General features: G+C 64.3%; 9 protein-coding genes. 1 reads left to right on the top strand and 8 read right to left on the bottom strand.

Features of this window, described 5'->3' with window-relative positions; all coding sequences use genetic code 11:
* The first annotated feature begins 144 nt into the window (after positions 1-144).
* Positions 145-1,326, top strand: a complete 1,182-nt coding sequence (locus JOE41_RS17185; RefSeq protein ID WP_209753059.1) for a chitinase — start codon at positions 145-147, stop codon at positions 1,324-1,326.
* 2 nt (positions 1,327-1,328) lie between these two features.
* Here the strand turns inward: JOE41_RS17185 and JOE41_RS17180 are convergent, their stop codons facing one another.
* From JOE41_RS17180 to JOE41_RS21190, 8 genes are all read right to left on the bottom strand, one after another.
* Positions 1,329-1,952 carry a hypothetical protein gene (locus JOE41_RS17180; protein WP_307800717.1) on the bottom strand — a complete coding sequence of 208 codons (624 nt, stop codon included), beginning with the start codon at positions 1,950-1,952 and terminating at the stop codon, positions 1,329-1,331.
* 266 nt (positions 1,953-2,218) lie between these two features.
* Positions 2,219-4,192, bottom strand: a complete 1,974-nt coding sequence (locus JOE41_RS17175) for an S-layer homology domain-containing protein (protein ID WP_209753057.1) — start codon at positions 4,190-4,192, stop codon at positions 2,219-2,221.
* An 80-nt stretch (positions 4,193-4,272) separates the two neighbouring features.
* The gene (locus tag JOE41_RS17170) at positions 4,273-5,280 is read right to left on the bottom strand and encodes a GDP-mannose 4,6-dehydratase (protein ID WP_307800716.1); all 1,008 of its coding nucleotides are present in this window, start codon (positions 5,278-5,280) and stop codon (positions 4,273-4,275) included.
* Between the two features lie 53 nt (positions 5,281-5,333).
* A complete protein-coding gene (locus JOE41_RS17165) occupies positions 5,334-6,767 on the bottom strand; it encodes a nucleotide sugar dehydrogenase (RefSeq protein WP_209753055.1) in 1,434 nt (477 codons plus the stop codon).
* Between the two features lie 498 nt (positions 6,768-7,265).
* Positions 7,266-9,950 (bottom strand): LuxR family transcriptional regulator, encoded by a 2,685-nt coding sequence (locus tag JOE41_RS17160; RefSeq protein ID WP_209753054.1) that lies wholly within the window; start codon positions 9,948-9,950, stop codon positions 7,266-7,268.
* Positions 9,951-9,952: 2 nt separating this feature from the next.
* Positions 9,953-12,625, bottom strand: coding sequence for a LuxR family transcriptional regulator (locus JOE41_RS17155; RefSeq protein WP_209753053.1), 2,673 nt, complete (start codon positions 12,623-12,625; stop codon positions 9,953-9,955).
* A gap of 334 nt (positions 12,626-12,959) precedes the next feature.
* The gene (locus JOE41_RS17150; RefSeq protein WP_209753052.1) at positions 12,960-15,740 is read right to left on the bottom strand and encodes a LuxR C-terminal-related transcriptional regulator; all 2,781 of its coding nucleotides are present in this window, start codon (positions 15,738-15,740) and stop codon (positions 12,960-12,962) included.
* On the bottom strand, positions 15,718-18,450 hold the full coding sequence (locus tag JOE41_RS21190) for a LuxR family transcriptional regulator (protein ID WP_011691082.1): 2,733 nt from the start codon (positions 18,448-18,450) through the stop codon (positions 15,718-15,720). The genes JOE41_RS17150 and JOE41_RS21190 overlap by 23 nt, the downstream gene beginning before the upstream one ends.
* Positions 18,451-18,508 lie beyond the last annotated feature (58 nt).

Below are 18,508 nucleotides of genomic sequence, written 5' to 3'. Positions count from 1 at the left end.
GGCCCGGCGCCACTCGCCCGGTACCCGGTTCGGTACTCGTTGCATACGCCAAGCCACCCGCGTGGGCCGGCGGACAGGAGCCACCAACAGGCGTGCCGTGGTGAAATGGTTTCTAAGTAAACCAGAGGGGGGCGTGGGAACCGGATGACAGCCATAAACCGCGGCTCGGATCCGGCCGCCAAGGCCGAAATGGAGCCGGCGCGGGAGTCCGTTCCGCAGCCCGTGCCCGGCAGATTCCGCGCCCGCCCGCAGTTTCAGCTGAGTCAGCCCTCGTCGCCCCTGATCGCAGGCATAGCCGTTGCCACCATCCTTGCCAGCGTCATCTTTTTCTGGGCCTGGCGCTCCGGTCTGGCAACGGGAGCTGCGCAAGCCACCTGGTTTGCGGGCTACGTGGACGTCACGGTCTCCCCGCCCTACGCTTTCGAGGAAGCCGCCACGCCGGGCACCAGGGACGTGGTGCTGGCGTTTCTTGTTGCCTCCCCTCAGGACCTCTGTGTGGCCAGCTGGGGAGCCGCCTACGGCCTCGACGAGGCAAACACCGCCCTCGGTTTGGAAAGGCGCATCTCCAGTCTTCGCTCTAGCGGCGGATCCGCCGCCGTGTCCTTTGGCGGCGCACGGAACAGTGAACTGGCCACCACGTGCCAGGACGAAGAGAAACTCCGTACCGCCTACCGGGACGTTGTTGAACGCTACGAACCTGCCTTCATCGACTTCGATCTGGAAGGTGCCGATCTCCTGGACCAGGCCGGCGCTGAACGCCGGGCCAGGGCAGTGGCTTGGCTACAGGGGGATCGAAACTCCTCCGGCAAAGAGCTCGCTGTCTGGCTGACTCTTCCGGCTTCTCCCCGCGGGCTCACCGACGCCGGCATAGCCGCTGTGGAACAGATGCTCCAGGCTGGCGTGGACTTGGCAGGGGTCAACATCATGACCATGAACTACGGCGCCAGCAGGAGCAGTTCCCAAGGCATGCTGGACGCCGCCAAGGCCGCCGCGGCCGCCACACATGACCAGCTGGGCATCGTCTACCAGCGCACCGGCACCAACCTCAGCCGCGAACAGGTGTGGAAGAAGATCGGGCTGACGCCCATGATCGGCCGCAACGACCTGCCGGGCGAGGTGTTCGAACTGGACGCGGCCCGGGACCTGAAGGACTACGCGGTGGAGTTGGGGATCCAACGCCTGTCCATGTGGTCACTCAACCGCGACGCGACGTGCCCTTCCAGCGAGGAGGGGCCAACTGCCAGTTTTACCTGCAGCGGTGTGGACCAGGGAAGCTCCAGGTTCTCCGACCTCCTGGGTTCCGGGCTTCCGGGCAGGATGGGCTGACCCTACTTCACCTGGCTGGTGGTGACCACATCGAGCCAAGGGCCCGGCGGAACATCCTGCCGCTCCACAAACTGCCAATCGACCTTGTCCGTTTCTCCGTTGAGGGTGCTGAAGCCGAGGCAGCCGTTGAGGGCAGGTGAAACATCCATTCCGGCACCGTTGAATTTCCTGTTGAGCGGCCGCGCGTCGTTCGAGCCGAAGACGTACTCCTTGTCCTGGTACTCCCCGGGGCCGGCATCCTGGATCTGGCCATAGCACTCTTTGCCGTTCTTGCGGATCTTGACCCAGCGGTTTTTCATGTAACTGAAGGACCGGTTGGTGGCCTGGCCTTTGTAGCCTTCGTCGTTGGCCCAGGGAATGACCGTTGCCCGTTCGCGAAAGGCTGCGGCATTGTTGATGTCGTCGTAGGGCAGGTCAAGGTAGAAAGGGTTCTCCTTGGGCTTGATGCGGGTGGGCGCAAAGCCGTTGGAACTTGACCGCGTTTCGGTCTCACAACCCTGAGCTGTGAGCCGGCCGTCGCAGCCACCGTAACTGTCCATCCACCTCGAGTCGTAGGTGGAGAAGACTTGGCTGCCGTCTGCTGCGTTGGGGTCAAAGACTTCGCCTACCCAGAAGGTGGTGGCCACGATGTTTGTGTGCCAGGGGTACTTCCCCTGCGACCGCTTCTCCGACTCCGAAGGCGTGCAGGCTGTGGCAAACAACGCCAACAGAAGTATGCCTGCCGCAAGGCCGCGGAAGCGGCGGCGCTTTAGGGCTGGATGTTTCACTCTGGTCCCCCGTGTCAACGGAATTCAGTCCTTCCAAAAGGAACAGCGGCGAAGGCGGCCGCGCAGTCAGGGGGGGCTCCCCTGGCTGCGCGGCCGCCGTAGTGTCATGCCGGTGCTGAGCCTGTTTACATTCCCTTCGGGAAGTTCAGGTTGTAGCGGTAGATGAATGCCGCCACCTGGTCACGGTTTATAGAAGCGCCCGGCTTGAAAGTGCCATCCGGGAAACCAAGCGTGATCTTCATGTCAGCCAACCAGCGCACCTCGTTGTAGAACTTCAGTGATGGCGTGACGTCCGGGAAAGCCGGGGCGGTGGCACTCACAGTAGGCTTGCCGTTCATGCGATACAGGAAGGCCGCCATCTGGTCACGGTTCACCTGCTCAAACGGGTGGTAGCCGCCGTCAGGGAACCCCTCCGTGATACCGGTTGACGCCATCCATTGGATCTCGTTGTAGAACACGTGGGTTGGCGCTACATCCGGGAACTTCTGGGCTGCCGCCGGAACCGTCGGCCGTCCGGCCAGCCGGTAAAGGAAAGCCGCCATCATTCCACGGTCCAGTGTGGTTCCCGGCTTGAAGGTGCCGTCGGGGTAACCGTTGGTTATCAGGTTGTTCGACATCCAACTGATCTCGTTGTAGAGAGGGAATGTCGCAGGGACGTCGGTAAACGTCTTGATGCCTGCTGTGTCGTACAGTTCGTAGTCGTCAGTGACCAGGGTCCCGACGCCGATCATGTTCAAGCCGAAACTGATAGCCGTTGCACCGGCCGGAACCGGGGGCGTCGTAAAGGCCAGCTGGGTCCAAACGTTATTTGTCGGGAGGTAGAGAGTGCTGTCCGTCCAGTACGTCCATGTTCCGGACGCCGTCCGGTAGTGCAGATTGAACTGGGTGTTCCCCCCGGTCGATTTATACCAGGCCTTGGCAAGGTACGTGTGCCCCGGAGTTGCACTGGGCGCGCACTCACCCGTGTCCAAGGTGGGCAACAGCTTGCCGTCGCCGTCGGTGTAGGCCGAGATCACCATCTGCTGCGACGCCGTGGCCGTACCAGCGTGGCCCGGGGTCACTGTGGAGAATGTCCGGGTGTTGTTGCCGTAGCCGCCGGCCTGCCAGCACCGCGGGAGAAGTGATCCGTTAAGGCCCGCGGTCTCCAGGCTCGGGTTCTTGACCAGGTTGCCGGTGGTCTGCGGTGCCGGTGGCGGAACAACGGCGGGCGCTGCCTTGAGAGTGCCGCCGATGACTTCCTTCACGGTCTTAACCTGGACCGGGTTGGTGGTGTTGGTGTCCCTCTGGCCGGCCAGCCAGTCGATGAACTGGTTGAAGGTGTCCGTGCTGACGGTCAGCGGATCCTTAACAGGTGAACCAATCAGGATGCCGGTACCGACGTGGTGGAACGTCAACTGGACCCAACCCCCGCCATTGGCCTGGGCCTGCGTGACCAGGCTCTGGATGTCCGCCAAGGTCCATGTTTCGTCCAGCTGGTCCGGCGCCCCGGTGTAAAAGAGGTTAGCGGGCGTCAACGATTCAGCAAACGGGAAGGTTTCCGAACCCGCAACCTTGCTCCGGATGTCCCCCAAGCCGCGGGCGCTGTTATAGCCGCACGTTCCGACCTCAGCTTCTGCGGCCGGACTTGCCGAGGCAAAAGGATATGCAAAGTTTTCCACGTTCAGGCCGTAACTCATCAGGGTGGCCCGGTCATTGCAGATCTGGCGTGCGAGCTCTTCAGTTCCTACGGCGGCCAGATCGGCGTGCGTCACACTGTGCCCGCCAATCTCGTGTCCGGCGGCCTGCAAGGCCAGTGCCTGGGCCGTCGTCATATAGTTCGTTTGGTTCATGAACCCGGAGGGCAGGAAGAACGTCCCGCGCATGCCGGCCGAGACCAGCTTGTCGGCGGCAACCACCTGGTCAACGTTGGCGTCGTCGAACGTCAGCGTCACGACAGTTTCGCCAACAGCGTTGGCGGCGGGAGCCGTGAGTCCGAGAAGGGAGGCAGCGAGCGCCACCGTTGTGGAGGCCGCCAGCCAGCGGGCCTTGCGTCGGCCGGGAGGCCGTTCAGCCCGGTGCCGGGGCTCCGAGGCCGCAGTGTAGCGTTGCAGAAGCGTCATGGAACTCAACTCTTTCGTCGAAGGTGCACATAACTTTTGACGGTTGCCGCCCCCCGTCCGGCGCGGCACCTCACGGACGGCTAGTTGGCCGCCATCGTGACTTTCCACCCGAGCGGATCGGGTGCTTTCACCGGGCGGTGGTCGGCCGCCACGTTCTGGATGATCTGGTCCAGTGTGGTCTTGGGGTCGAAGCCCACCAGATCCTTCGCCTTGCTGTTGTTTGGCACGCGCCGGCGCATATCCTCATAGCCCTCTGCGTAGGCCTCTTCGTAGGGCACCAGGGTGATGGGGCTTTCGCTGCCGAGCAACTCCACGATCCGCTGCGCCAGGGTCAAGATCGAGATCTCATAGCTGCCGCCGAGGTTGTACGCGTTGCCGTAGGCGGACTTTTCCTCCGAGATCCTGGTGATGGCCGGGACAATGTCTCCAACGTACGAGAAGCACCTGGTCTGGTGGCCGTCGCCGTAAACCGTCAACGGCTCGCCGGCCAAAGCCTGCTTAACGAGGCGGGGCACCACCATGCCGTACCGGCCCGTCTGCCGGGGGCCCACCGTGTTGAACAGACGGACTATGGCAACCGGAAGGCCGAACTGCCGCCAGTAGGCGTGCGCAAATGCCTCGTCGATGCCCTTGGCAGCGGCATAGGTCCAGCGGGACTTGAGCGCGGAGCCGAGGATCCGGTCGGACTCCTCCGACAGGCTGTCCGAGGTGTTCTTTCCGTAGATTTCACTGGTGGATGCCAGGAGCAGCGAGGCTCCGGATTCCAGGACGGCGTCCAGGACCACTTCCGTGCCGTGGATATTGGTGCGCAGGCTCTCCAGCGGGTGCTCCACGATGAGGTTCACGCCTACCGCGGCCGCCAGGTGGAATACCCGGTCAGCGCCGGCCACCACTTTGTCCACCGCGGCGCGGTCGAGGATGTTGCCCTCCACGAAGTGGAAATCCCGGTGGCCAATCACGGTCCGGAGGTTTTCCAGGCGACCGGTTGAGAGGTCATCCAAAACGGTGACTTTGTCCCCGGCCGCTAGGAGGTGCTCCACGAGATGGCTCCCGATGAAGCCGGCTCCGCCGGTGATTGCTGTTTTCACTTCTCCTACTTTCTTTTGAAACCCGGCGGGGCCGCCGGGATCACAGCTCGGATTCACAACCTCGTGACGTTCGTGGCGGCCGGGAGCCGGTAGGTGGTGTCAAGGACGGCCGGAGCGTCGCTCAGCCAGTCGATGTCCATCGCGGAGTGCCTGGTGTGAAGGATTACCAGGTCCGCGTCCCAGTCCGAGGGATCCTCCAGCGATTCCAGCGCACTTCCCTGCCCGTCTGGGGCAGTGGGGCACCACGGATCGTGGTAGGCAACGACAGCGCCGTCGGCCACCATTGCGGCGATGATTTCCAGGGCCGGAGATTCGCGGAGGTCCTCGACATCGGGCTTGTAGGCCACTCCAAGGACCAGCACACGGGCTCCGTTGATTCCGTGGTTCCGGTCGGACAGGATTCGGCGTGCCTTTTCCACCACCTGGTGGGGCCTTCCGGCAATGCCCGCCATGGCGTGCTCGATGACCGGCGCGGTGACCCTTGCCTTCCGCAGCTGCCACAGCAGGTAGTGCGGGTCGCAGGGAATGCAGTGGCCGCCAACGCCCGGGCCGGGCGTGAACGGCATGAAGCCATAAGGCTTTGTCGACGCCGCGTCAATCACGTCCATGACTTCCATGCCCAGCTCGTGGCAAATATCCGCGAACTCGTTGGCCAGGGCGATGTTCACCGCCCGGAAGGTGTTTTCGACGAGTTTGGTCATCTCGGCCACATCTGCTGAGGGCACAACGTGCACCAGCTTGGTGCTGGCCTGGAGCAACTCTGCTGCGGCCTCACCGCAAGCCGGCGTCACCCCGCCCACGACCCGCGGGACGTCTTCGTGCGAGAAGGCGTCCACGCCAGGGTTGATACGCTCCGGGGAGAAGGCCACGAACACGTCCCGGCCGGGGATCAGGCCTTTTGCGGCCAGCGGCACTGCCAGGAGATCCCTGGTGGAGCCCACGTAGGTGGTGGACGTCAGCATCAGCAGCTGGCCGGGAACCGCGAATTCGACCACGGATGCGCACGCTGCACGGAGGATGCCGAGATCCGGCACGAGGTAGGGATCCACCGGGGTGGGGACACAAACAACGACTGCCGCGGCACGGGCCAGCAGTGAGAGGTCCGTGCTGATCATGAACGACGGGTCCTCCAGCGCCTTGCCAAGCCGCACCTTGTCGGAGTCCAGCAGGTCTGCCTGCCGGGACCGGATGACAGCCAGCCTGTTCTCGGACACGTCGAGGCCCAGGACGCGGCGCCCGGAGGCGTTGATGGCAAGCGCAGTGGGCAGGCCGACGTAGCCAAGTCCGACAATCGCGACGTCGAATGTGAACGTGAGGTCCTGGGCATCAGTGTCGGCTTCCGCTGCGTCCGACTCAACGGCCTCGGGCGCCAGCTCCGGCGCCCCCGCTCCGTTTTCCGGCCACTCCCGGGAATCGTCAAGCAGGGGTGGAAGCTCGGCCCTCGTCAGCGGGGCCTTATGAGCCTTGAGTTTGGTGTTCGGTGTCATGCTAACCGACCTCCCGGTATTCGATTTGTCCCGTTTGTAAGAAAGCCGGCGACGAAGTGTGGCAGATCGCGGTCTCAGAAGACGCTGCCCGGGTCGTCGCCGGCTCGAATGGGGTGCCCGCGATCGGCGGGATGCTGGTCGCCCTGGAGGATTGTTCCAGGTGGATTGACACATGAAATTCCGAAAACCAAGTGTCAGCTGATCGATGCATTTAGAGACCCACTTCTTTCCCCAATAGTTGCCTGCGGCCCAACAAGCTACAGCGTATTAACCAACCCCCTGCCGGGGCGCGAGTGGGCTCTACCCGTCTTTGCGGGTGCATCACTGAGGTGAACGGGGTGGTACCCGCCCGGCCCGCCCCTACTACTCGCATGAATACTCGTTTGAGGACGGCGCGAACGCGGAGCGGGCTCCGACGTCAGGGCGCACGAAGATCAGTGCGGGTAGACGGACGTTTTGACTACCGTCGTGGCGGGCGCGGTTAGCTGTGCTGGCCGGCTAGCCCGCGTGGCGGGAGCCGTAGGCTACCGACGCCAGGTCTTCCCGATGGCTGATTCCGAGTTTCGCGAACATCCGGTAAAGATGGCCTTCCACGGTGCGGAGCGACAGCCCGAGCTGGAGTGCGATTTCGCGGTTGCTCGCACCGGCTTGGACAAGCGCGGCAATCTCCTGCTCGCGCCGCGTCAGCTTGTGCAGATCAGGCGGGATCTCGGCGGCGGACGAGCCGGTCTTGGTCAGCGCCGCATTGCGTTGTTTGACGAGTTTCTGGGCCTCGAACTGGCGGGGTTTATCTCCCCGCGTCTCGAGGATCCGCAGGGCCTGGGCAGCGCATTCTGCCGCTGCCAGGTCCAAACCGTCACGCGCGGCGGCATCGCTCATTTCCACGAGCCGGTTGACGTCCTTGGCGGCAAGGGCACGGCAGTAGGCGGCCAGGAACTCCGCGCTGCGCCCTTCGCAGCCCTCCGCAGTTGCGGCAAGCCGCGGCACGACGGACAGGTCACCGAGCCGGAGCACCAGGGAGAGGATCTCCACTTCATAACTGAGGAATCCGGACGCGGCCGCCGCATCCGCGAGGGCCATCAGCTTTGAGACGGCCGTCTGGAGGCCCAGGCGTTCAGCCAGGGCCGCAACTGTGTAGGCCTGCCCCAGCAGTGACGCGTGGCGGTGGTCCGATAGCAGCGCCTGATAGGCGTCCGCATTCACTTTTGCCGTTTCCGTCCGGTTAAGGATGGACGCCGCGTAGGCTGCGGCCGCAAGGGCATCAGGCAAGTCCCCACCGGCATCGGAAAGGCGCAGCACCTCGGCCGCCTGGCTGAGTTTCGGCAGGGCGGCCCCGATGGCGCCCCTGCGCAGGTCCGCAGTGCCCGCCGCCAGATGCAGCATCCCGCCGAAGTAAATCAGGGAGTTCGAGGCCTGGGCGATGTGGTTCTGCAGATACTCTTCCAGGACGTCGAATTCACCGGCATGGAGCAGCGCCAGCAAGTAGCGTCGCATCACGAACTCAGCGTATTCAAGGCGCCGGTCACCGCTATCGGCAAGGATGTCCTCAACGTCCATGATTATCTGGATTGCCGACACGGCACGTCCGGTGAGTGCCAGCGACTCTGCCAGCAACGTTCCGGCCAGCAGCCGGGACTCGTCGTCGTCCGTGGACTCCCAGATCTGCTGGAGTTCCGGCTCCGCCTCCACATGGCGACCTGCAGCCTGGTAACCCTCCAGGGCAAGAAGCCTGCTGCCGAGCCGCGCTGTCTCAAAATCCTTGGCATCCAATCCGGGCCGGGCCTCTTCCAGCCTCGAAACGGCTTCCGCCCACGCATCGGCCGCCCGCAGCACGGCCTCCGGGCCGTTGCGTTTGCCGGCGGCGAGTTGGGCCGCCAGCATGGAAGCCTGGCGGACGGTTCGAAGGTCGGTGGCTTGTTCCACCACGCCCTCAAGGCACAGGCATGCTCCCATTGGATCCCGACCGTACAGCTTGGCGCGGGCCAGTTCCACCTGGGCGGCAAGCTTCAGGGACGGATCCCTTATGGCGCCGACCACCCGTTCCACGTATTCAGGAATGAAGAGGCGGTTTGCCAGCTGGGCGGCCTCAAGGATGTCGGGGTCGGGGACCGTTGCGCCGGACTCCAGCGCCCAGGTAACGTGCCGTAGCCTGCCGTCCAGGGTCTCCGGGCGTGAGTCCATAAGGTCCACGATCCGCCTCCGGATGGTCACGCTGCGGGCGGTCGGGACCAGCTGCCTGATCACTTCACCGATCAGGGGCTGGGCCAGGCGGACATGCCTCGCCGGGTCCGCAGAGATCGCGATGAACTGGAGCTCCTTGAGCTCATCGACGGCGTGGCTGTCGCTAGCACGCTGCAGGACGCTGAGGGGGATCGCCTCAGCGAGCGCCACTGATTCCAAGGCCTGGCGCTGATCGGGATTCAGCTGCATGATCTGGTTCCTGACGAGGTCCATCAGCCGGACAGTGGCTGCTCCCGGCTCGCCCAAAAGCACCCACGTGTCATTTCGCTGCACCAGATGGCCACGGGTCTTGGCATGGGCTATCAGTTCCAGCAGGAACATCGGGTTTCCGCCGGACGACCTGAACAGGACCGCGCTCGCGCTGGGGACCAGCGGCGAGCCCAGCACACGGGTGCACAGCTCGTCCGCTTCTTCCTTGCTCAGCGGCTGCAGTTCAAAACGGTCAACCAGGCCTTCCGACCACATGGACAACACCTCGGGCGGCGGAGAGGGGTGCGGCCGGCACAGCAGCACCACCCTGGCGGCCTCCGCAGCGGCAAGCTGGGCAATGACTGCGGCGCTGCTGTCATCCAGGTGCTGGGCGTCTTCCACGACCAAGACGGCCTGCGACTGGTCCCGCAAGCCCTCCGGGTTGAGCTCCGTCACCAAGGCCTTCAGCACGGCACGCGGCTGGTCCGTCTGTCCGGGAGTCAACGCCGTCAGCAACGGCGCAAGGGCCGCGTAGGGTACCTCCGAGAGCGAAGGACCCGCATAGACGTAGAAAGGCCGGATCCGGCTGCCCAGCTCAAATATCACTTCGTTGGCGAGCGCCGTCTTGCCGATGCCCGCGTCGCCAAGAATGAGCGCACCCGGGCCATTGGTGTCCAAAAGGCAATCGACAACCGACGCAACCATGCCGAATCGCCCGATCAGCCTCTCCGCCGTGATGGTGGACTCAGTCATGGCTAGTCATCTCCTGTACTGCCGAGGGCTACCGGAAGCTCCAAACGCTCTTCGATTTTTAGCTTGCCGTAGATCTGGTAGAGGTGGCCCTCTACGGTCCGTACGGAAACGTGCAGCTGGGCTGCGATGCTCTTATTGCTCGCTCCGGCAGCGGCCAGCTGCGCTATCTGGAGCTCCCGGGCAGTCAGTGTGAGGCGGTCGTGGTTTCCGTCCTGAGGCGTCCGCAACCTCCTGCGGCAGGTCTCCGCCAAGTGCTTGGCCTGCCGTATCAGGCTCCGTTCGAGCCGTGCCTGGTCGAGGTCGAGAACTGATTCGGCGATATCCAGGGCAAACCTGTCATTGTGCAGCCTGGCCGCGAGGTTTGCAGCAGCCATCAGCTCGTCGGCTTCACCGGAAATGATGCCCCGGGCATATTGCGCGCACAGTTCCGCGAATGGTCCCTGGCTTTCAGCTGCACTATCCAGCAGCCGGGGTGCCGCAGCGGATTCCCCAAGCCTGACAGCCGAGCTCAAGCACAGCAGCTCGTGGCCTACATTGCCCGTGCCGCGGTCCTCCTCCGCCATGCGCAGCAACTCCCCGATTCCGGTCCGGGGACCATCCAGCTCCGCCCGTGCGAGTGCCGTGAAGTAACCCTCAGCCCGGGAGACCTTCCATGATTTCCGCCGGGAACCCGACTCCGTCTCTGTCAGGTAGCCGAGCGCCTGTTCACGCTCACCCTGCAGTGCGGAAGCGTAGGCCGCGGCCGCGCAGGCGAGAGTCAGCACGCCGTCGCTGTCCTGGATCCGCAATTGGCTGATACCGGGAACGAGCAGGTCCAGACCGTCACGTCCACGGCCCTGCATGCAGGCGCAGATCGCCTCCGGAATCTCAGTCGCGCTGAACCTCCGGTAGACCACGGACGACGGACCCCAGTCATCGTCAGGCAAGGCCTCCGCCGCCTCGTCCCATTTGCCGGCCACCAAGTAGGCGAAACGCAGCCGCGAAATCACCGACTGCGCCGTTGCCACCGGGATCTCCGGACGCAGGCACTGCAGCTTCAGCTGTTCAGCGAGCTCTGCGGCATCCGCCTGGCGCCCGGTCACGGCCCAGGCTTCACACAACCAGCTGCCTGCCTGAAGACGGAATTCCGCACTGTGGAACTCCACATTGTCCAGGGCTCCGGCGAGGTCGGCAGCCATTTCCCGATATGTTCCGGCGTAGCTGGCCGCTTCGGCTTCGGCCAGCGTCAGCTGTTCACGGATGCGCCTGAGCTCCGGTGCCGGCATACCGGCTGCCGGACCAGGCGCGTCGTCATAGAGTACTTTTCGCGCCCGGGCCAGGGAATCAGTGGCCTCGTGCCAGGCGCCCGGGGTGGCAAGGAACACTGAGCTCTCGGCCAGCAGGAGACCGATCCACTCAGCGAGCGCCGGGTCTCCCGTCGACGCCTTACGGTGCCGTCGGACCACCTCGAGGGCTTCGTCCACATCGCCCAGTGTCATCAGTGCCGCCACTTCCTCGGTCACTGCCGCAGCCAGCGCTTCATGTCCCGGTACCGAGCGGACAAACCGCAGGGCCAGGGCCGCATCGAGCCTCCTGTTGGCGAGGCGTGCGGCTGAAAGGGATTCTTCCGTTGACAACGCGGCACCGCAGTCAAGGGCCCAGACAGCGAACGGCAGTTCTGTCGCAGGAGTTCGGAGGGAAGGTGCCGCGGCGAGGAGGACCATTTCGCGGAGCTCGTTGCTCCGGCCGGGCGGGACGTTTTCGCGGACCACATCGGCCACCAGTTGGCTCTGGATCCTGACGCGGCGGGGAAGGGAGTCCTCGACCGCCAGGACTCCGCGCTCCTCGAGGGCGTCCACGTCGTCGGCTTCCACCAGCTTCAGCAGGGTATCCAAGGGCAGTGTCTCTGCCAGCGACAGAATTTCCAGGATGCGCCTGTCAGCCTCGCCCATCCGCCCCAGCCTGGTGGCGATCAGGTCGGTGATGGCCCGGCCGTGGACGTGGTGGTCAGCAGTCAGGACCCACACCCCGTCGCGGACCACAAGGGAACCTGAGTCAGCAAGCTCCATTGCAAGCATCTTGAGATAGTGCGGGTTACCGTCGCTGGCAGCCCAGAGCGATTGGACCGCCGAGTGCGAGACTTTGGCGCTGAGGCCTTCTTCAAGCCAGCTGACGGCCTCTCGGAACGACAGCGGTTCGAGGTTGACGCGGGTGAGGAATCCGCCGTCGCAAAGTCCCGAAATCTCTGCCGACAGCCGCAGCGGATCAGAGCATGTCAGGACCAGTCGTACGGCACGGTTTCGGGCGAGCTGGGCGATCGTGACGGCCGTCAGTTCATCAGCTTCGCCCGCGTTGTCGACAAAGAGGTAGACGGTCTTACCCTTGGCGCGTTCGCGCAGGAGCCGCATGAGGCCGGACAGTACAAGCACCGGGTGGTTCAAATACCCCGGTTCCAGGTCGCTCAACAGCATGTTCAGCGCGCCGTAGGGGGAACGGGAGAGCGCTGCACTGCACCGAAGGGTCACAACCAGGGAATCGTCGCGGAACTGTTTGAGGGCGTGGGTGGTGAGGAACGTCTTTCCGGTGCCTGAGCTCCCGGTCACCAGGACTCCCCCGGTGGACTCCGCCAGAGCGCGTGTGATGTCGCTGACCGCCTCCCTGCGCCCGATCAAAGGCCACGCGGCGCCCCGTGTCATTCCGGCGGACCTGGTGGCGTGTGAACTGGCCACATTATCGGCTGTCAACATGAGTGAGACCTCTGTATTTACGAGCGATTCCTAGTAACCCAAATTAACCAGCTGGCAGGCCCGCGGGCACCAGTAGTGAGTACTCGATTTTGCCCGGCGCCCATACCTGTACTTGGAAAGCAGGTACCCCTCGTTGCCCTGTGTCGGTACGCAGACAAGCGGATCTGACCCCGGAATGCGGCTTTGCAGGCACCTGCTGCAGCTCCGAAATAGTTAACAAGTCGCTGAGGCGCTACCGGTTCCGCCGAGCGCCCGCCCGGATGGTCGCGGGCGGTCCAGGTACCTATTTCCCGGGGGATGCTTTAGCCCGCACCGCTGCGTCTTCTCCAAGTCCTGCTGCCGCGGCCAACTCGTCGCGTCCTGCGATGCCAAGTTTCAGGTAGCAACGATAAAGGTGACCTTCCACGGTGCGGACAGAAATCTGCAGTTTGTCTGCGATCTGGCGGTCACTGAGTCCGGTTGCCGCCAGCCCCACAATGTTCCGCTCTCGTTTGGTCAAAACGGGAGCCACGGTGTCAGGTTGGGCTTCGCTTCCAGCATGGCCCAGCTCTTCATTGCACCGGGCGATGCCCGCGCGGGCCAAGGCTGCCAGTTCCCGGTCCCGACTCCGGTCCAGCGAAGTCAGCGCGGCTGAATAAGCGTCCGCGGCCAACTGGAAGACGTAGGCAGCGGAGAGGGAATCCCCCGCGCGCAGGAACAGTTCGGCGCTGCCATGGGAAAGCGCCGCACAGTATTCAGCCAGGGCAGCCGCCCAGGCGCCTTCCACCGCGCCGGCGAGTTCCTGCAGCCGCTCCAGCCTGGTCGTGTCTCCGAGGACCAGCGCCATGGCGAGGGCATTCAGCTCCAGGAACTTGGCCTCCTGTTGCGCCGCTTCCCCTGCGCTCCGGTGCAGCGCCGCGATGCCGGTTCCGTCCCCGGCCAGGTGTTCGTCACCGGCAGCCAGGAAATCCCGGGCAAAAGCCGTCATCAGGTGCATGCCCCGCTCACCCCAGGCGTCATAGTCCGACTTCAGCCTGTCGGCCTCGGCTCTTAGGCCTTGGGCGGCCGCCACGTAATAGGCCATGGCCGCGCACAGCCGGAACATCTGCTGGGGGTCACTGTCGCGGAGGGCCTCCAGACCCGTGGTCAGTAACTCCAGGGCGTCAGCGAGCTTTCCCTGCCGGACGGCTATATACCCCATTACGACGTAGGCGGCTCCGCTGAACGAAACCATGGCGGAACCGAAGGGTGTTTCCGCGTAACCCGCCAGGAGCTGCTCCGCCTCGGCCCATTCACCGGCCGCAAGATCGCAGGCAACAAGTCGGACCACGATGAACTCGGGGAGGAAGAAGATGTCGTTGTCGGGAGGCTGGGGCTGGCCGAAGGCCTCCGCGGCGAGTTGGCGCCCTTGCAGCGGATACCCCAGCGCGCACAGGCGCTCCGCCTGCAGTGCCAGGGCCATGGACCGGGTGAGCGCGCCATCGGGTGCCGCGGGCGAACCGCCGGCTGCCAGCAGGTCATCGAGCGCGGGCCCCATTTGCCTGTAGTCGCCCGCGAGCGAGTACGCCATCAGTTCCACAAGGGACGCCCGGTGTGCCGTGGTCTTGAGGATGGCGGTTGAGTCCGCGGGATTGGCCGCGGCCTCTTTTTCGCCCCATTGGCGCAGCCGGCTGGCATCTTCCGCGATTTCGGAGGCGGAGTGCCCGAGTGCCGCCCGGGTGGCCGATCTCAGGAGGCTGTTGACCACCATGTGCGTGAGGCCGCTACCGGCGTCGACGTTGACGTTCAGAAGGGCGGCAGCTTCGTCGTAGTGCCCGAGGTTGTAGTGTGAGCGGGCCATCACGGCGCGCGCAGTTTGTTGCAGTTCCGGGTCCTTGACGGCCCAGGCGATGCGCAGGGCCGTCTCGCTCTCAAACAGTTTGCAAGCGAGCACGGCAGCCCGGACCAGCAGGCGTGCAGGCACTTCGGCCCCGCAGTCCAGGGACCAGGAAACTATTCGGAGCAGCGACTCGGGTTTGTCTGCCGAGACTTCCATCCGGGACACGAGTTCCCGGTGCAGCTGGAGGCTTCGGGCTGCGGGAACGATCCGGCGCAGCACTTCGCCGTAGACGGGGCTGACCAGCCGGAGAGTCGGCTCGCTGTCCACCGACTGGGCCACGAGCCGCTGGTCCAGCAGTTCCTTGACGGCAGGTTCACCGGCGATTTCTCCCACGAGGGTCCTGTCCACCGGCTCCGCCAGCGCAATCAGGTTCAGGGCCTCGCGGCCGTCGGCCGAGATGCGCATCAACTGGACCTTGACGACGGCGGTGAGTTCCAGGGTCCGGACGTGGGACGAACCCGTGTTAAGCCACACTCCGTTGCGCCGGATCAGGTCGCCGGAGCGCTGGGCCTCGCGGACGAGGGTCTTGAGCAGCAGTGTGTTGCCTCCGGCCTCCTGCCAGTATTGACGCGACGTGCTGTTGAGGACTTTGCCGTCGAGCAGCGCCTCGCAGAGTTGATGCCCCTGTTCCATTGTCAAGGGGGCAATGTCGAATCTTTCGGCCGTACCGTCGTGCCAAAGCCTGAGCAGCGGCTGCGGTATGCCGGGCCTCGGAATGCAGGTGGCAACGAGTTTGGCCCAGCCCGCCTGGACAAGTTCGGAAATCATCTCGGCCGTGGCCGTGTCCAGGTCGTGGGCGTCGTCAACCAACAGGAGTGCGGGTCCCGGATTTTTCCTGCCGCTTTCGAGGTGCGCCCATAGTGCCCTCAGGACGGCCACCTTGGACGTGACGTCTTCAACGGAGAGATCAGCCAGGTACGGAGACAGCGCTCCGTACGGAACGGGTGCAAGGGACGGACTCCCGTGGACAGTCATCACGGACGTCCGGCCGTTTCGGGCGTCGTTCAGCTGTGCCAGCAAGGAAGAGGCGCCCAATCCGGCGTCGCCCACCACAAAAACCGCCCAGCAGTCGTCCGAGGCAAGGGCGTCCCTGACTGCGGACAGCATGTCCCCCCGGTCTATCCAGGGCTCACCAGCATTCGGACGCTTGGTTCCGGCGCGCGTCTGCGCCGAAGCCTTCCCGTCAGACTTGAGCGGATCCTTCAAGCTCACTCCTCGATGAAATCCCCATTTTCGTGAAGATCTGGTAGAGATGGCCTTCCACTGTACGGATGGAAAGCTGCAGCCGGTTGGCGACTTCCTTGTTGCTCAACCCCTGGCTGGCCATCCTGGCAACCTGCCGTTCCCGTTCGGTCAGTTCCGGTCCCACCGTGTGCGGCATCAACGGCAACACCGGCAACGTCTCTACGAGCCGGTCCAGACGGTGCTGGGCCGCGCGTGCGGATTGGGAATCTCCCTTTTCCCTGGCGAAGTCCAGCGCCAGGACGACGCATCTGGACTCCACCGCATCGAGATGGAGCTCATGGGCCACGGACGCTGCCTCCAGCAGGACCTTGGAATCCTTCTTTCTGCTCCCCTCCCCCACCAGCCGGTTGACGCTGGCCATTTTTCCTTGCCGACGAGAGGAAACTTCGGTCAGCAGGACCAGTTCTTCCTCTGTTCCATGCACCGTAGCACCGAAAAGGCTGATGGAGGCAGTGGTTGTCCGCCCTTTGGAAATGTCCTCGTGAGCTGATTCCATCAGCTTTTGCTTGGCCCCGGGATCCTTGAGCCACCGTTTGGCCATCCGGACGCAGAAGTCGGCCATCCATGAGGTGAACCAGGCGACGTGCTGCTCCTCCTGGGCGGCCAGGTCCAGGAAGTTGCGCGATTCCTGGATGTCGCCGGCCTGGGCATAAGCGAAGGCAAGCGCTGAGCAGGCAAGGGACGGACCATAGTAGCTCCGCCTGATTTCCAGTTGCGCCTGGGCACCGAGCAAGGTGTCGATGGCGAGGTCGGCACGTCCTGCGTAGGTGTAGGCCACACCGAGAGCGAGTTCGGCGGCCCCGCCGAGATACTGCATGATTTTGGGCTTCTGGTCCAGTGCTTCCGTGAGTATCCTGACGCAGTCCTCCCACTGGCCGCTGCACAGCAGCGCAGCAAAGAGGCCTTCAGCCTGCCAGCTGAGCATCCCCGGAGCCACGTTGGACTGTTCCATCCTGTGCTGGATCTCGGCCGCCAGGGCGATGGCGTCTGCTTCCCGGCCCAGGACTGCCCAGGCCATGGTCAGCAGGCAGGCACAATTCAAGACATACAGCGGATCGCCGGCTTCCTTGTAGGCCCGCTCCAGGTCGTCGGCAACAGCCGCATATTCGCCCTGATGGATCATCTGCTCGAATTCGGCAAGCCTGATCCGCTCATGGGCACGGGCAAAGTCGGCGGAGGTTTCGTTGCCGATGGAAGCCCTCTCCCGGCGTGCCAGCTCCTGCCTGGCCGCCGACAGGATGCCGCCGATCCGGCTGTATCCCCCGTGGATCCAGAGCAGCGCACTGCAGAAGTCCTGGACGTAGCTGGCGTAGGCGGTCGCCGGGAGTTCAGACAGCTGCTCGGGCGTGACTTCTTCCAGGACGGCCACGGCCGATTCGTGTTCGGCCAGGGTCATGTAGGCGGCCGCCCTCTGCTGGGCTGCCTCCGCCCAGTGCGGGTCCCCCACCCGGATCTGCGCCAGGGACTCGAGTGCGAACATCGGGTCGAACAGCTGGTTCGCCGCCGCCGCTGCGGCCAGTGCAAAGGCCGGTTCCACGGGTTCGCCGCAGTCGAGCGTCCACGCCACATAGCCGAGGAGCTCTTCGACATCCATCTCAGCGGGGGTTGCACCCACCGCCCTGGCCACAAGCTGGTGCAGCTCCTTGCGGCGCGGCAGGTCCATCCAGCCCCGGATGACTTCCCCTACATATTCGTCCTTAAGGCTCACCCAGCGCCGGCCCGTCTCACCCACCTGCAGATACCCGGCTTTTTCGAGATCGGCAACCACTGCCGGGTCCAGGACGTCAAGGAGGACGAACAGGGGAACCCTCCGGATCAGGGCCAGCCACTCCAGGCCCTCCCTGACCTTCGGGGTCTCCCGTGCCAGCCGGGACCGGACCAGGTCAACCAGGGCGTCGGCTTCTGCGAGGTTGATCCCCCCTCTCAGCGCCCAGACCTTTCCGGCCAGATGGAGGTTACCGGAACGAAGTTGTTCAATGACGATAGCCTGGAGGACCAGCGGATTCCCGCCGCTCGCTGCGTACAGCGAACTGGCCGCGGTGGCAGTTACGGGGCGCCCGAGGACTCCGGCAAGCAGTTTGCTCACTTCAGGCCGGGTGAATACTTCGAGCCGGACTTCCTCAAGTGAATTGTTTCGGAGGAGGCGGATCAGGTCTTCGGGCATGTCCGTCACATTGCGGACGGTGACCATAAGCTTTGCGGCGCCGCTCAGTATGAGGTGCATCAGGACGGCGGTGCTCATGCTGTCGATCGCCGGCAGGTCCTCGAGCACTACAAGGACTGGGCGTCCGGCGGCGTCCTCCCGGATCAGCCGGGAAATGCCGTGGACAATTTCCCCGGGGGATTCGAGCGCCTTGCCGGGGAGGCGGGCCACCAGAAACGCCAGTTGGCCGAAGGGGATCGCGGGATCGGTGGTGGTTCCGTGCAGGTGGATGACGTGCATCTTTCCCGCAAGCTGCGCTTCCACTGCCCGCACAAAGGTGGACTTGCCGACGCCTTGCGCACCGGCCACGACAACGCCGTGAAGATCGTTATCGCCAAGGATCGCAACGACGGAGGCCTGGAGGTCCTGCCTGACTAAGGACGACCACTTACGACGCTCTGAGGCTCCCATGCCCCGGCGTTCAGTCTCCAGCAGCCCGCCATGTTCAGAGCCTGGTGATGCAAGCACGATCGATCACGCTACCTTCGTGGCTCGAGCTGATGCGACTTGGCCGAGCCGTCGGGTT

It is taken from the genome of Arthrobacter sp. PvP103 (assembly GCF_017833075.1).
Lineage (GTDB): Bacteria > Actinomycetota > Actinomycetes > Actinomycetales > Micrococcaceae > Arthrobacter.
Note: the sequence above shows the minus strand (reverse complement) of the source record. Positions and strands in the feature narration are given on the sequence as shown.